We start from the raw sequence: 15139 nt of genomic DNA, 5'->3' as shown, positions 1-15139 counted from the left end.
CTCGATAAGCAGCGCGGAACCCTGCGGGCCGCGGCATTCGTACATGATCTCGGTGTAGTCGACCACTTCACCGGTGAGCCCGGCACCGCGCTTGATGGCACGGTCGATGTTGTCTGCCGGAACGGAGGTCTTCTTGGCCTTGGTGACGGCGAGTTCCAGGCCCGGGTTGCCCTGCAGGTCCGGGCCGCCCATGCGCGCAGCAACTTCGATGTTCTTGATCAGCTTGGCAAACGACTTGGCGCGGCGGCTGTCGAGGATGGCCTTCTTGTGCTTGGTCGTTGCCCATTTGGAGTGGCCTGACATGCTTTACGCTTCTCCTCTGATCATGCGGATAAAAAGTTCGTGTACGCGTTTCTCCCCAGTCACTTCCGGGTGGAAGGAGGTGGCCAGCAGGTGGCCGGAACGCACTGCAACAATTCTAGCCGTCCCCGGCAGCGGTACGGCGTGGGACGCGTGCTCCGGGTCGGCGGGCTCAACCTGGGCGAGGACTTCGACGCCGGGACCAACGCGTTCCACCCACGGCCCGCGGATGAAGACGGCATGGACAGGTGCAACACCGGACGCGGTGGCGCTGAAATCCAGGCCCTTGAAGTCAAGGTCTGTTTCGAAGGACTCGCGCTGCCGGCCGAAGGCGTTGCGGCGGACGGTGATGTCCAGCCCCCCGAAGGTCTGCTGCGGAGCCCCGGAGAGGTCCGTCGCGGGATCGGCAATGTCGTTGGCAAGCAGGATCATCCCAGCACATGAGCCGTAGACCGGCAGGCCTTCGGCGATGCGTTCCCGCAGCGGTTCGGCAAGTTCAAAGGCCCGGGCAAGTTTGTCGATGGCGGTGGATTCGCCGCCGGGAATGATGAGCCCGTCCAGGCCGTCGAGTTCCTTGGGCCGGCGGATGCCCACGGCCTCGGCACCGGCGGCTTCGATGGCCCGCAGGTGCTCGCGGAAGTCGCCCTGGAGCGCCAGCACGCCGATCCGAAGGCCTGAAGCCGGGCGCGCGGAAGCAGCCGAAAGGGAATTTGTCATCCATCCAGCATACGGGTTCGCCCTCCGCGGGCACCGGCAGTGGCGGTGTCCGCGGCAGTTGCATGCCGTTGCTGGGATATATTCAAAACATGCTCTACTTCAGTGTTCTGCTCGGCAAACTGGTCCGCCGGGTATCCCGGCTTCGGGGTGGCGGGTCCGCCCTGCCCGGGCTGGTGGTTGAAAAAATCGACCCGGGCTTCATGCGGCGGACACTCAGCACCCTCCCCCATGGGGTGGCGGTGGTTAGCGGCACCAACGGCAAGACCACCACCACCAAAATGGTGGTGGAACTGCTGGAAAGCCAGGGCCTGAAGGTCTTCACCAACCGCACTGGCAGCAACTTCACCCGCGGCGTGGCTGCCGCACTGCTCGGCGAGGTGGACTGGCGCGGCCGGCTGGATGCGGACGTCGCGGTGCTGGAACTGGACGAAGCCCACGCCGTGCACTTCGTCAACAGCGTTCCCCCGCGCTACTGCCTCCTGCTCAACGTCCTCCGCGACCAGCTCGACCGGTTCGGCGAAATCGACAAGACGGCCCAGCTCCTCCAGCACATCGCAGCGAAGACCACCGGAACGGTGGTGCTGAACCGCGAAGACCCCCGGGTTGCCCGGATTGCCGAAACCCTCACCGGACAGGGCGTGAAATATTTCGGTCTGGACGATTCGCTCCTGAGCACCTTCCCCAACGACGACGACATGCGGACCGCTCCAGGAAGTCCCGCTCCGGCGGGACTTCCGGAGAAGCCTGCCGCCGACGTCGTACTCCGCAAGGTCGGCGCGGACACCGCTGAGTTTGAATACGACGGCGCCACGGTCACCACGGGCATGAAGCTGCGGGGTGTCTACAACATCTTCAACGCGGCCGCGGCGCTGACGCTGGCGCGCAGCATCTGCGGCAGCGGCGCCGCCACGGCCAACCATGACACCCTCCTCGAGGCGCTGTCCCGCGTGGCTCCTGCCTTCGGACGAGGGGAAAGCCTCACCGTTGACGGCCAGCCCCTGGACCTGGTCCTGGTCAAGAATCCCAGCGGTTTCCGGCTGGGCCTGAAGTCGTTCCCTGCAGGCGGCTATGCCACCATGATCGCCATCAACGACAACTATGCGGACGGCCGGGACATGTCCTGGCTGTGGGACGTGGAGTTCGAGTCCCTGCGCGAAGGCGGGGTGGACCAGCTCACCGGCTCACGGGCCTACGACATGGCACTGCGGCTGCAATATGACGACGTCCGCATCGGCAACGTGGAGCCGGATATCACTCCGGCGCTGGCGGTCTTCATCAGGGAAGCCCAGGGAAAGCCAAAGCGCATCTTCTGCACATACACGGCCATGCTGGCGATCCGCCGCGAGCTATCCAAAATCACCACTGTGGAGGTTGTCTCTTGAGCCAGGCAGGCACGGATCCCGCACAGGACAACTCCGCGGGCAAGGGGACCCTCCGGGTGGTGCAGCTGTACCCCCGCGACATGAACATCTACGGCGACTGGGGCAATGCCCTGGTCCTGCAGCGGCGCATCAACTGGCACGGCTACACCCCGGAGCTGCTCGAGTACAACGTGGGTGATCCGTTCCCGGAAGACGTGGACATCATTGTGGGCGGCGGCGGCCAGGACAGCGGCCAGCTGGTCATCCAGGACGACCTCCAGGCCCGGGCGGGGGTGCTGAAGGACCTTGCCGAGGACGGTGCGCCGATGCTTGTCATCTGCGGGCTGTACCAGCTCTTCGGACATTTTTTCAAGACCCGCACCGGCGCCGTCATCCCGGGCATCGGCATCCTCGATGTCGAGACACACGGCACCGAGGAGAGGCTGATTGGCAACGTCAAGGTTGCCACACCGGAGTTCGGGGAAGTGCTCGGCTACGAGAACCACAGCGGGCAGACAACCCTGGGCAACGGCGTGCGGCCTTTGGGCTCCACCCCGAAGGGTATGGGCAACAACAGCAGCGACGGCCACGAGGGTGCCCGCTACCGCAATATCGTGGCCAGCTACCTGCACGGCTCGCTCCTGCCCAAGAACCCGGCCATCGCGGACTTCCTGATCCGCACGGCAGCTGAGCGCAAGTACGGCAGCTTTGTTCCGGGCCACCCCGATGACAGCTACGCGGAACTGGCACGGGAATACGCCGCACGCCGACCGCGCTGACCGCTGGGGAGAGCCCGCAACAAGGGTAGGTTCCGGAGAGCAGCCGGTGGCGTGGCTCACATTGAGAAGCGTGGCCTGCTGTGAAAGGTTTTACTTCATGACCAACCCCCTTATGGCACCCAGTCCCCTGCCCTATGGAATTCCGCCCTTCGCGTCGATCACCACCGCCGATTATGAAGCCGCTGTCCGCGGTGGCCTCCAAGAGCACCTGGCTGAGATCCAGGCCATCGTTGATGACGCTGCCCCTGCCACTTTCGAGAACACGGCCGTGGCGATGGAACGCTCCGGCAGGCTTCTGGACCGCGCCGCTGCGTCCTTCTTCACACTCGTTTCGGCCGATGCATCCCCGGAGATCCGGGACCTGGAAACGGCACTGTCACCGCTGCTCTCTGCGCATCAGGACGACGTATTCCTCAACCGGGCACTGTACGAACGCTTCGCCGCCATCGACACCGCCGGCTGCGATGCCGAGTCCGGGCGGCTTGTTGAGGAGTACCTGAAGGAATTCCGCCAGTCCGGCATCCAGCTGGAAGGCCCTGCCCGGGAAAGGCTCAAGGAGGTCAACGCCGAGCTCTCCCGCTTGGGCACCGAATTTGGACAGCGCGTTAAGGAAGGAATGAAATCCGCTGCCTTGCTGCTGGATCACGCGGGCGAGCTGGCAGGACTGCCGGCCGATGATATTGCCGCCGCCGCGGAGGCTGCCCGCACTGCCGGCCATGACGGCAAATTCCTGCTGACACTGATCCAGCCGACCAACCAGCCTGCCCTGTCCGCCCTCGAGAACCGCGGGGTCCGCCGTCGGCTGTTCGAAGCGTCCGTGGCCCGGGGCAGCGGGGGCGGAAGCCTCGACGTGCTGGAATTGGCCACATCAATGGCCCGGCTCCGCGCCGAGAAAGCAACGCTTTTGGGCTTCGCCAACTACGCCGAACTGGTGGTGGACCGGCAGACGGCCCCGGATTTCGGGTCGGTCCAGTCCATGCTGAACCGCATGGCGCCGGCAGCGGTGCGGAACGCTGACTCCGAAGCCGCGGCCCTGGCCGAGGCCGCGGGCCATCCGCTGGAGGCCTGGGACTGGGCCTTCTACTCCGCGAAAGTCCGGCGCGAACGCTACGACGTTGATGAACAGGCCCTCCGTCCCTATTTCGAGCTGGACCGGGTTCTGACGGACGGGGTGTTCTTTGCCGCAACTTCCCTCTTCGGCATCACGTTCCATGAGCGGACGGACCTTGCCGGGTACCACCCCGATGTCCGCATCTGGGAAGTCCGCGACGAGGACGGCATGGGGCTCGGGCTGTTCCTGGGTGACTACTACACCCGTGAGTCCAAACGGGGTGGAGCCTGGATGAACTCCCTCGTGGAGCAGTCGGCGTTGCTGGGAACTAAGCCGGTGGTTATCAACAACCTGAACATCTCCAAGCCGCCTGCGGGTGAACCGACGCTCCTGACGCTGGACGAGTTGCGGACCACCTTCCATGAGTTCGGCCACGCCCTGCACGGGCTGTTGTCCAACGTGACCTATCCCCGGTTTTCCGGGACTTCCGTCCCCCGCGACTTCGTGGAATACCCGTCCCAGGTCAACGAGATGTGGATTATGTGGCCCGACGTGCTGCAGAATTATGCGCGCCACCATGTGACGGGCGAGCCGCTTCCGCAGGAGGTGGTATCGAAACTGGACGCTTCACGGCTGTGGGGTGAAGGCTTTGCCACCACCGAGTATCTTGGGGCAGCACTGCTGGATCTGGCCTGGCACGTCCTGGACGGCAGTGAGGTTCCCGAAGACGCGGTTGCGTTTGAAGACAAGGCCCTGGCCGCCGCCGGCATCGCCCACGCCTTGATTCCGCCGCGCTACCGGACCGGCTACTTCCAGCATGTTTTTGCCGGCGCGGGGTACGCGGCCGGCTACTACTCCTACATCTGGAGCGAGGTCCTGGATGCGGAGACGGTGGACTGGTTCACCGAGAACGGCGGACTCACCCGGGCCAACGGTGACCGTTTCCGCCAGGAGCTCCTCTCCCGGGGTAACAGCCGCGACCCGCTGGAATCCTTCCGCATCCTCCGCGGCCGCGAAGCCACGCTGGAACCCCTGCTGAAACGCCGCGGACTCGAATAACCCACATCGATTGCTCCGTACCTGCCGTTCTGAGGCCTGATAACGACATCTACGGAGCATTCGATTAAAAAAACGACGCCGGTCCCCCACCAGAGAAAGGTGAGGAACCGGCGTCGTCAGTTACAACAACAGCAAGGCGACGGGCGGTGCGGTCCGGCAGCGCGCGTAAAAGGGCCCCGCGTCCCGGCTCGGCGCGAAGCGGCCTTAGCGGGACACGGGGAATAGCGCGCAGAGGATCAGCGCCGCCAGGCGCGAACCAGAGGACTACCAGCCGCGCTCGGCAAGGCGGTGGGGCTGGGGGATCTCGTCGACGTTGATGCCCACCATGGCCTCGCCCAGGCCGCGGGAGGCCTTGGCGATGACGTCGGGGTCGTCGAAGAAGGTGGTGGCCTTAACGACGGCGGCGGCGCGCTGGGCGGGGTTGCCGGACTTGAAGATACCGGAACCAACGAACACGCCGTCAGCGCCGAGCTGCATCATCATGGCGGCGTCAGCCGGGGTGGCGATACCGCCGGCGGTGAACAGCACCACCGGAAGCTTGCCGGCAGCGGCAACTTCCTTGACCAGCTCGTACGGGGCCTGCAGTTCCTTGGCCGCGACGTACAGCTCGTCCTCGGGAAGGGCTGCGAGCTTGGCGATCTCGGAGCGGATCTGGCGCATGTGCCCGGTGGCGTTGGAGACATCGCCGGTGCCGGCCTCGCCCTTGGAGCGGATCATCGCCGCGCCCTCGTTGATGCGGCGCAGGGCCTCGCCGAGGTTGGTGGCGCCGCAGACGAAGGGAACCTTGAAGTTCCATTTGTCGATGTGGTTGATGTAGTCGGCCGGGGTCAGGACCTCGGACTCGTCAATGTAGTCCACGCCGAGGGACTGCAGAACCTGCGCCTCGACGAAGTGGCCGATCCGGGCCTTGGCCATAACCGGCACGGAGACGGCGTCGATGATCTTGTCGATCATGTCGGGATCGGACATGCGGGACACGCCGCCCTGGGCGCGGATATCGGCCGGAACGCGTTCCAGTGCCATTACAGCAACGGCACCGGCGTCTTCGGCGATGCGGGCCTGCTCGACGTTGACGACGTCCATGATGACGCCGCCCTTGAGCATCTCAGCCATGCCCCGCTTCACGCGGTTGCTGCCCGTGACGCTGTTCGCGGACGTACCGGCCTCGCTGCTTACATCAGGTGTAGACACAAAAACCCCTATGGGTAGATAGATGACCTTCGCCGGTCGTGCAGGGCGGCACGGAGATGCCACGTGTACACACACCGGGTTGCCGGATCCATTGACCGGGCAGTCCTAATACTAGTCTCACCGCGGCCGGCCGGCTTAATTCGCGTTAATCCGCCGGTGACGGTTCCGCAAGGGCCTGCCGGCGCACCGAGACCACACGCTGGACCACCGTGATGAAGCTGGCCACGGCCAGGAGCAAAAGCGTCACCAGCAGGACCACCTCCGGAAGTCCCAGACCAGTGAAACCGGTGACAACCAGCACCGAGACGAGGCGCTCCGCCCTTTCGGCGATGCCGGTATTGGCGGTGAATCCCAACGACTCCGCCTTGGCGCGGGCATAGGAAACCACCATGCCCAGGACAAGGCACACCATGGCAGACACGGCGATGGGGACGTTGGCCCCGCCGGTGAAGTACCAGACAGCCAGGCCGGCGAACAGCGCGCCGTCGGCAATCCGGTCGAGGGTGGAGTCAAGGAAGTTCCCCCAGCGGCTGCCCACCTCCCGCATCCTGGCCATGATTCCGTCCAGGACGTCGGAGAAGATGAACGCCGTGATGAACAGAGTTCCCCACCACAGCTGGCCGAGCGGGTAGAACACCAGAGCGCCCACCACCACTCCGGCGGTGCCGATAACCGTTACAGCATCAGGCGAAATTCCGATTTTGAGGAGCCAGCGGGCAAGCGGGCTGAACAGCGCGGTGAAGAATCCGCGCGCGTGCCTATTCAGCATCCGTCTCCCCGGGCCAGGCGTCAGCCACCTGCTGGCGGACCTCGTCGAGGGTCTGCGTGATGGCCTTGGTCTGGGCGATGATGGGGAAGAAGTTCCCGTCACCGCCCCACCGGGGAACAATGTGCTGGTGCAGGTGCGCGGCGATGCCGGCACCGCCAACAACACCCTGGTTCATGCCCAGATTGAAGCCGCCCGGATTGGCCACCTTCCGCAGCACCCGCATGGCGGTCTGCGTGAGGTCCGCAAACTCAGCCGTCTCATCAAGCGTCAGGTCGGTGTAGTCCGGGATGTGCCGGTAGGGGCACACCAGGAGATGCCCGGGGTTGTAGGGAAACAGGTTGAGCACCACGTAGCAGGTCTTTCCGCGGTGGACGATGAGTGCTTCCTCGTCAGTCCGTCCGGGGCCGATGCAGAAGGGGCAGTCATTTTCGTTCTTGAACTGGTGCTGCCCGCCCTTGATGTACGCCATGCGGTGCGGAGTCCACAGGCGCTGGAAGGCGTCCGGGACACCGGCGAGGTCAAAGTCGTCGGTAACGCCGGCATCTCCCGGATACCCTGCTCCTGTGTTCTCCTGCACGGTGCTGTTCCGTTCCGCTAGCTGGTCCGGTTACGGACGGCTTCCGTGATCCGCTTGACGGCCTCTGCCACAGGCACGCCGTTGTCCTGGCTTCCATCGCGGAAGCGGAACGAGACAGCGCCTGCTTCGGCATCGTCACCGCCGGCAATGAGCACGAACGGAATCTTGTCCTTGCTGGCCGTGCGGATCTTCTTGGGGAACCGGTCCGAGGAAGTGTCCACTTCCGCGCGGATGCCTGCTGCCTTCAGCTGGTCCACGACGTCGAACATGTACTCGTTGAAAGTCTCCGCCACCGGAATGCCCACCACCTGGACCGGTGCCAGCCATGCGGGGAAGGCGCCGGCGTAGTGCTCGGTGAGCACGCCCATGAAGCGCTCGATCGATCCGAACAGGGCACGGTGGATCATCACGGGCCGCTGGCGGCTGCCGTCAGCGGCCTGGAATTCGAGTTCGAACCGTTCGGGCAGGTTGAAGTCCAGCTGGATAGTGGACATCTGCCAGGTGCGGCCAAGGGCGTCCTTCGCCTGCACGGAGATCTTGGGGCCGTAGAAGGCGGCCCCGCCCGGATCCGCGACCAGCTCCAGGCCGGATTCCTCAGCAACCTCGGAGAGGGTACGCGTGGCTTCTTCCCAGGCTGCGTCCTCACCCACGAACTTTTCCGGGTCCTTGGTGGAGAGCTCCAGGTAGAAGTCGTTCAGGCCGTAGTCCTTGAGCAGGTCGAGGACGAACGTCAGCGTCTTGGTGAGCTCGTCCTTCATCTGCTCGCGGGTGCAGTAGATGTGGGCGTCGTCCTGTGTCATGCCACGGACCCGGGTCAGGCCGTGCACCACGCCGGACTTTTCGTAGCGGTATACAGCGCCGAATTCGAAGAGCCGCAGCGGCAGTTCACGGTAGGACCGTCCCCGCGAACGGAAGATCAGGTTGTGCATGGGGCAGTTCATCGGCTTCAGGTAGTAGTCCTGGGCAGGCTTCCGTACTGTACCGTCTGCGTTGAGTTCCTCATCCACTCGCATGGCCGGGAACATGCCGTCCTTGTACCAGTCCAGGTGCCCTGAGACCTCGTACAGATGCCCTTTGGTGATGTGCGGGGTGTAGACAAACTCGTAGCCGGCCTCGACGTGGCGCTGGCGCGAGTAGTCCTCCATCTCCTTGCGGATGATGCCGCCCTTGGGGTGGAAGACGGGGAGGCCTGAGCCGAGTTCATCCGGGAAGGAAAAGAGGTCCAGTTCCGAGCCGAGCTTGCGGTGGTCGCGGCGTTCTGCCTCTGCGATGCGTTCCTGGTATGCCTTGAGGGCGTCCTTGGTGGGCCAGGCCGTGCCGTAGATGCGCTGCAACTGCTGGTTCTTCTGGTTACCCAGCCAGTACGCGGAGGACGAACGGGTGAGGGCAAAGGCGTTGGAGATGAGCTTGGTGTTGGGCAGGTGCGGGCCGCGGCAGAGATCGCACCAGACGGTGGTCCCTTCCTTGCGCTCAACATTGTCGTAGATGGTGATGTCACCTGCGCCGACCTCGACGTTCACGCCTTCGCCGGCCTCTGCAGCCTCGTTTTTCTTGCCCAGCAGTTCAAGCTTGTAGGGCTCGTTCTTCATGGCTTCGCGGGCTTCGTCCTCGTTGACCACGCGGCGGACGAACTTCTGGTTCTGGTTGATGATTTTTTGCATCATCTTCTCGAGGGTTTTGAGGTCCTCGGGGGTGAACGGTTCGGCGACATCGAAGTCGAAGTAGAACCCGTCAGTGATGTACGGGCCGATGCCCAGCTTGGCGTCGGGACGCAGCTGCTGGACAGCCTGGGCCATGACGTGGGCCGTGGAGTGGCGGAGGACGTTGAGGCCGTCAGGCGAGTCAATGGTGACGCCTTCGACGTCGGCGCCTTCCGGGAGCTCCTGGTCAAGGTCCTTTAGTTCGCCGTTGACGCGGGCTACAACAACATCACGGCGCTCAAAGAAGAGTTCCGCACCGGTTGTCCCGGTAGTCACCTTGGTCTCTTCGCCATCGACGAGAAGGGTGATCTGCTGGGCATCTGACACGGGTGTCTCCTATTCAAAGTTAAGGCTTCATAGCTTGTGGCATACGGGGACCACAGCCAGCCATCGTCAATGCTATCGGTTCCGCTGGGGCCCGACCAACGCGGCGCACGGAAGGGTCAGCCGCTGAATCCCGTGATGGCGAGGCTCCTGGTGATTCCATCCAGCGGGTGCCGGACTTCCGGTTCCTGCAAACGGGAATCCGGGAACGGCAGGCTCTCCGTCCTGCCAAGGTCCCAGGCCATGCTGGCGCTCAGGCTGATTCCCCGGGGCCCGGTCCGCCTGGTGGTCCCGCGGATCAGCAGCAGCCTTGTGCCGAACAGGAGCATCCCTGCTTTTTCCTGGGCTTCATGGAAAAAGACCGAATCTATGCAACCGGTGCCGTCGTCGATACTGATGAAGACCACCCTCCTCCCACCCCTCATGGGCGGCGTCTGGGTTGCCACCCGCACCCCGGCCACCAGGACTTCCGTCCCGTTGCGCAGGCCAAGGAGTTTGTCCGCCGTGATGACGCCCAGCCTGTCCAGCATTGGCCGGTGGCTGTCCATCAGGTGGCTGCTGACGTCAACTGCCATCAGGTCCAGTTCGGCACGGACGTTTTCCACCAGGGAAGGCGCCGGCAGTCCCGGCTTAACATTGCGAAGCTCAACATCACCCAGGGGAAGGGCCAGCTGCCCCTCAAGGACCTCCACGCCTTTCCGCCCGCTGCTGGAACCCTGGAGCTGTTGCAAGTGATGGACAAGGTCGGCCCGGTTAGCCGCGCCGCCCGCCTCACGGTGAAGCGAATCAAATGCCCCCAGCTGGGCCAACCTCTTGATGTTGGGCTTGCTGACCCGGGAACGTGCTCTCAGGTCCGCCAGCGAGTCGTAGGGCTGGCCCGCAACGATCCGCTTGAGTTCCGTTGCGGACAGCCCGTATATGCCGTTGAGGCTCAGCCTGATTCCCAGTTTGCCTGCATCGTTTCCGGCTGCAATCCTTTCCACCCGGTATTCGCCCTTGCTGCGATTAATGTCCAGGGGAAGAATGGGAATGCCAAGCCGCCGGGCTTCCGCGACCAGCAGCCTCTTGGGGTACATGCCAGGATCGTGCTCCCACAGCCCGGCAAGGAATGCTTCAGGATGATGGGCTTTAAGCCAGGCCGACTGGTAGGTAGGGACGGCAAAGGCGGCACCGTGAGCTTTGCAGAATCCGAAACTTCCGAAAGCCTTCAGCGTTCCCCAGACGTTGTCCACCACCTCTGGCTGGTAACCCTTGATCCGGGCAGCCTTGCGGAAGAACTCCTCTACCCCCTGTTCGAGAGCCTCGTTTCCCAGGGCCCGGCGGAATTCGTCGGCCCGGGCCAGGCCGCAGCCGGTCATGACATCAAAGGTCCGCAGTATCTGTTCGTGGAAGACGGTGACACCATGGGTTTCCGCCAGCACGGGTTTCAGGTCCGGATGCGGATAGACCTCGGGCGCGAAGCCGTGACGGTGTTCCAGGAAGGGCCGGACCATGTCCGATTTCATGGGGCCCGGGCGGAACAGGGAGATATCAATGATGAGGTCGTTGAACTCCCGGGGGGCCATCTTGCCGATCAGTTCCCGCTGGCCGGGTGATTCAATCTGGAAACAGCCCAGGGTGTGGGTGCTTCTGATGAGTTCAAATGTCGCCTCGTCATCAAGGGGAACGGCGTTCAGGTCGATATGGCCATTCTCGGCAATGTAGTCAGGACCAGTCCCGCCCGGACCGGACGGATGCCGGCCGGCGGCAACCACCTCTTCCTTGGACGGGTGGATGCGGATGACTTCACGGACGGCAAACGCCATGGCGCTCTGCATGCGGACTCCCAGGACGTCCAGCTTGAGCATGCCCATGGGATCCATGTCGTGCTTATCGAACTGGCTCATGGGCAGGCCCAGCCCGCTGGGCTGCACCGGGGTGCGGTCCAGGAGGGTGGCGTCACCAAGGATGACGCCACACGGATGCATGGAAATATGGCGGGGCAGCCGGTCAAGCCGTTCCGTCAGGTCAACCAGCAGGTCAAGCTGCTGGTTGCCGTCCATTTCCCGCTGTTCCACCCGGCCGGCGAATTCCCGGAGTTCAGGTTTTTCCTGCAGGGCCTCGCGGAATTTCCGCGCGGAAAAACGCCACAGCTGCTTGGCAATCTCCCCCACCTCGTCGCCGTCCATGCCCAGGGCCATACCGGCATCCCGCACGGCACCCCTGGCCCGGTAGCCGTTCTGCATGCTCATCAGGGTGACCCGCTCGGACCCGAAACGCTTGAAAATGCGGTGGTAGACGTTGTGCCGCTCTGCGCTTTCAACGTCAATATCGATGTCCGGAAGGGTGGCCCGGTCCCGCGACAGGAAACGTTCAAAGATGAGGTCGTGCTGCAGGGGGTTCACCTGGCTGACATCAATCAGGTAATTGACCAGGCTGGAGGCGCCTGATCCCCTGGCTGCCGCACGCACCCCCATCTCCTGGATCATGCGTGATACCTCGGCGACGGTCAGGAAGTAGGAAGAAAACCCGAGGTTGCGGATGATGCCCAGCTCATGGTCGAGCCGGGAGAGCATCCTCTCTTCGGTAGCACCAGCAATTCCCGGAAAGCGCCGGCTGATACCGGCCTGGCACCGCTGCACCAGTTCAACGTGTGGATCCTGGCTGATCCCAATGACTGAGGCTTCGGGCACAACCGGCTGCTTCCAGCCCATGTCCGTTTCCGGATCTATCCGGCAGCGGTCGGCGAGCGCCTCAGTTTGCGCCATCAGCTGTTTCAGGTCTGCGGCACCGTATCCTGCCGCTGAAATGATCTCTTTGCCCAGCCGGAGCATTTCCGATGCGAATTTCAGCCACCCCTGCCCGGTTGGCTGCAGCAGCGGTTCATCCGCAAGTTCGGGTAGGGATTTCAGGGTGCGGGCTGAGTCGAGCACATCTGCGGTGGGGGCGCCGTCTGCTGCGCAGTACCTGACGGCGTTGGTCAGGACAGCCGGAACCTGATGCTCTTCGGCAAGCTTGAGCATCCGGACGGCGTGGGCGGTACTCAACGGCTTTCCCGGGGCGCTGAGCTGGGACACGATTTCGGCCACCAGTGTGCCTGGGGGCATTGCATCCAGCCACTGCTTGAAAAGGGTGCGCGGGCGAAGGTAACGTCGCCCTCCAATGGCCCGTCCGACGTCGGAATCAGGCCCGAGCAGGACAGTCAGCACCGGTTTGAGGGTTTGCGGATCGAGGGTGCGGGACGCCAGCTCTGCCCGGGTGACGGCTACCGGGACAGTTCCACCGGCTGTTCCCGTGGTGCGGGCGTGGGCATCGGAAATCAGCCTGCACAGGGCGCGGTAGCCTGCCCCGTTGTTGTGGCCCCGGGCCAGTACCACCACCCTGCCCGCCAGCTGCGTGCGGTGGTCGCCGTCGTCGTCGAATACGGCAAGGTCAACGCCAACGATGGGATCGATGCCTGCCGCCATGCATGCCTTGAGGTGCTTGATGGTTCCGTACAGCCCGTCCCTGTCCGTGCAGGCGAGAGCGGTTGCGCCGTCAGCGGCGGCGGCCTGCGCCAGTTCCTCGGGCCATGAGACGCCGTAGTGGGCGCTGAAAGCGGTGGAAACGTGAAGATGGGTGAAACTCATGCTGTCCAGGGCCGGAGTGCGTCATGGATACGCAGGAGCCGCCACCGGCCGCTGCGGATATGCCGGGTGAGGTCAAGGGTCAGCGGCTCTTCCGCGGCTTCTGTACCTCGCGCCGGGGTGGAGGGAAGCACCTGGACGCGCCAGATCTCATGGTCCACCACTCCGGGTCCGCTGCCCAGCGGTGCGCGGGTTTCTTCAGCCCACCATTGCCGGCGTTCGTACCAGCGCACCGGTTCAGCGCAGACGGCATAGGACCGCCCTGCCCACAGCAGGCCGCTGGGTTCACCGTCCGCAGTGCAGTCGACTTCCACGGATTCGCTGAACATACCCATGGCGCCTCCCGGAGTGGATCTAACTGGAAACATTCGAACACATATTCGAATGGAACCAGTCTACCCCTGCTCTGAACGGGAGCATAGATGGGTCGAGGGAGCGACAAAAGAGATTGCACAGGAAGGGTGGACGGACCGATCACCAGGGAGCAGGATTGTGCCATGAAAACCCAAGACGCACTTCTGAAGCAGGCAAGCATCACAGCCCAGGATTCCACCATGGTGGCCACGTTCGATATAGACGGCACCATCCCGGATTCGGGCGCCTATGTGGTGGGGCTGATGGGGGCCACCCCCGACTATTCCTCGCAGCGGAGGCTGTGTATTGAGTTCATGAACGGGAAGGCCATTGCCTTCTATTCCTTCAACCGCGAACAGGGAGTCGAGGAAGACTACGACCTGTCCGGGGTAACCCATTCAGAGAACAGCATCACCGGCAGCTTTCCCCTTGCCGCCCTGGACGGCCTGGGCAAGGGGCACCTCATGTCAGCCTTCAGCGAGGCGGAGGGCAGGGAGTACCAGCACGGCGTCCCTGTGGAGGAGAACCTGTAGTAAGCCGTTCAGGGAGGGCTTAGCTGTTCTCTTTGTGGACCTTCAGTTCCAGTTCGATGAACCCGGAGATCATGGCCCGGTACGTGGACTCGACGATGTCCGGGTCAATGTCCTTCTTTTCCGCGGCTGAGCGGACGTGTTCGATGATCCGCTCCACCCGGCCGGGCGCACGGACCTCGGCGTCGTCGCCCTTGAGCGTTCCGGCAATGCGGATCAGCCGTTCGCGGCGGGCGATGAGGGTGACGATCTGCTCATCCACTTCGTCAACAGCAACCCGGACGGCAGCGAGCTGTTCCTTGTCGGCCAAAGCATCTCTATCGTTTCCTTGAATTGTCGCCATCGTCTGACAGTATCGAAGCATGCAGCCAAGAGTCGACTTCATTTCACTGGGCGTCCGCAGTGTTGCCGCGTCCCGGGCCTTCTATGTTGACGGGCTTGGTTGGTCTGTCCACCGGGAAGTTCCCGGCGACGTGGTGTTCATCCAGGTGAACCACGGGCTTGTGCTGTCCCTGTGGGATGTGAGCCAGATGCAGGCAGACGCCGGCGTCACGGCGTCCGGGGGTGTCCCCTGCATCACGCTGAGCCACAACCTTCCCGGCACTGAGGACGTGGACCGCGTCATGGAGGAGGCCGCCGCCGCCGGGGCGGAGATCGTCGCCGAGCCCATCACCCAGCCGTGGGGCGGCTACAGCGGCTACTTCGCGGACCCAGACGGTTTCCGCTGGGAGGTGGCGTACAACCCCACCTGGGCAGTGGACGACGACGGCGCGGTCACCGTTTAGCCCTCCCCCGAGGTTTGGTCCGGGCTGCTGGAGGGCC

Annotated in this window: 13 protein-coding genes and 1 pseudogene; 5 read left to right on the top strand and 9 right to left on the bottom strand. The window is 63.8% G+C overall.

Annotated elements, in window-relative coordinates:
- A pseudogene (locus tag ACKAE7_RS14335) lies at window positions 1–303 on the bottom strand (YebC/PmpR family DNA-binding transcriptional regulator); the annotation flags it as partial.
- A 3-nt stretch (window positions 304–306) separates the two neighbouring features.
- Window positions 307–1017, bottom strand: a complete 711-nt coding sequence (gene pdxT / locus ACKAE7_RS14330; protein ID WP_190612433.1) for a pyridoxal 5'-phosphate synthase glutaminase subunit PdxT — start codon at window positions 1015–1017, stop codon at window positions 307–309.
- An 89-nt stretch (window positions 1018–1106) separates the two neighbouring features.
- Here pdxT and ACKAE7_RS14325 point away from each other — a divergent pair, with 89 nt between their 5' ends.
- From ACKAE7_RS14325 to ACKAE7_RS14315, 3 genes are all read left to right on the top strand, one after another.
- A complete protein-coding gene (locus ACKAE7_RS14325) occupies window positions 1107–2399 on the top strand; it encodes a Mur ligase family protein (protein WP_191034437.1) in 1293 nt (430 codons plus the stop codon).
- Entirely contained in the window at window positions 2396–3157 is a 762-nt protein-coding gene (locus tag ACKAE7_RS14320) for a glutamine amidotransferase (protein ID WP_191034436.1), read from the top strand. The genes ACKAE7_RS14325 and ACKAE7_RS14320 overlap by 4 nt, the downstream gene beginning before the upstream one ends.
- A gap of 97 nt (window positions 3158–3254) precedes the next feature.
- Window positions 3255–5267 (top strand): M3 family metallopeptidase, encoded by a 2013-nt coding sequence (locus ACKAE7_RS14315; RefSeq protein ID WP_408979511.1) that lies wholly within the window; start codon window positions 3255–3257, stop codon window positions 5265–5267.
- 264 nt (window positions 5268–5531) lie between these two features.
- Here ACKAE7_RS14315 and pdxS read toward each other — a convergent pair whose 3' ends face one another.
- The 6 genes from pdxS to ACKAE7_RS14285 form a co-directional block, all read right to left on the bottom strand.
- The gene (gene pdxS, locus ACKAE7_RS14310; RefSeq protein WP_190612426.1) at window positions 5532–6458 is read right to left on the bottom strand and encodes a pyridoxal 5'-phosphate synthase lyase subunit PdxS; all 927 of its coding nucleotides are present in this window, start codon (window positions 6456–6458) and stop codon (window positions 5532–5534) included.
- Between the two features lie 145 nt (window positions 6459–6603).
- Window positions 6604–7227, bottom strand: coding sequence for a phosphatidylinositol phosphate synthase (gene pgsA, locus ACKAE7_RS14305; protein ID WP_190612425.1), 624 nt, complete (start codon window positions 7225–7227; stop codon window positions 6604–6606).
- The gene (locus ACKAE7_RS14300; protein ID WP_174181130.1) at window positions 7217–7804 is read right to left on the bottom strand and encodes an HIT domain-containing protein; all 588 of its coding nucleotides are present in this window, start codon (window positions 7802–7804) and stop codon (window positions 7217–7219) included. The genes pgsA and ACKAE7_RS14300 overlap by 11 nt, the downstream gene beginning before the upstream one ends.
- Before the next feature lie 17 nt (window positions 7805–7821).
- Complete coding sequence (gene thrS, locus ACKAE7_RS14295) at window positions 7822–9831, bottom strand: threonine--tRNA ligase (protein ID WP_188808815.1); 2010 nt, start codon at window positions 9829–9831, stop codon at window positions 7822–7824.
- A gap of 116 nt (window positions 9832–9947) precedes the next feature.
- Window positions 9948–13436: a DNA polymerase III subunit alpha gene (locus tag ACKAE7_RS14290; protein WP_191034434.1), complete on the bottom strand. Its 3489-nt coding sequence runs from the start codon at window positions 13434–13436 to the stop codon at window positions 9948–9950.
- Window positions 13433–13768: a DUF6504 family protein gene (locus ACKAE7_RS14285; RefSeq protein WP_191034433.1), complete on the bottom strand. Its 336-nt coding sequence runs from the start codon at window positions 13766–13768 to the stop codon at window positions 13433–13435. Before ACKAE7_RS14285 ends, ACKAE7_RS14290 begins: the two co-directional genes overlap by 4 nt.
- A gap of 162 nt (window positions 13769–13930) precedes the next feature.
- Between ACKAE7_RS14285 and ACKAE7_RS14280 the strand changes: the two genes are divergently transcribed.
- Complete coding sequence (locus ACKAE7_RS14280; RefSeq protein WP_190612421.1) at window positions 13931–14320, top strand: hypothetical protein; 390 nt, start codon at window positions 13931–13933, stop codon at window positions 14318–14320.
- A gap of 19 nt (window positions 14321–14339) precedes the next feature.
- On the opposite strand, the gene ACKAE7_RS14275 is transcribed toward ACKAE7_RS14280, so the two are convergent.
- Complete coding sequence (locus ACKAE7_RS14275) at window positions 14340–14660, bottom strand: chorismate mutase (RefSeq protein WP_066276294.1); 321 nt, start codon at window positions 14658–14660, stop codon at window positions 14340–14342.
- A 19-nt stretch (window positions 14661–14679) separates the two neighbouring features.
- Here ACKAE7_RS14275 and ACKAE7_RS14270 point away from each other — a divergent pair, with 19 nt between their 5' ends.
- Window positions 14680–15102, top strand: coding sequence for a VOC family protein (locus ACKAE7_RS14270; protein ID WP_188808811.1), 423 nt, complete (start codon window positions 14680–14682; stop codon window positions 15100–15102).
- The last annotated feature ends 37 nt before the right edge of the window (window positions 15103–15139 follow it).

Origin of the sequence: Pseudarthrobacter sp. NKDBFgelt (assembly GCF_046097905.1) — a bacterium.
Lineage (GTDB): Bacteria > Actinomycetota > Actinomycetes > Actinomycetales > Micrococcaceae > Arthrobacter > Arthrobacter polychromogenes.
Note: the sequence above shows the minus strand (reverse complement) of the source record. Positions and strands in the feature narration are given on the sequence as shown.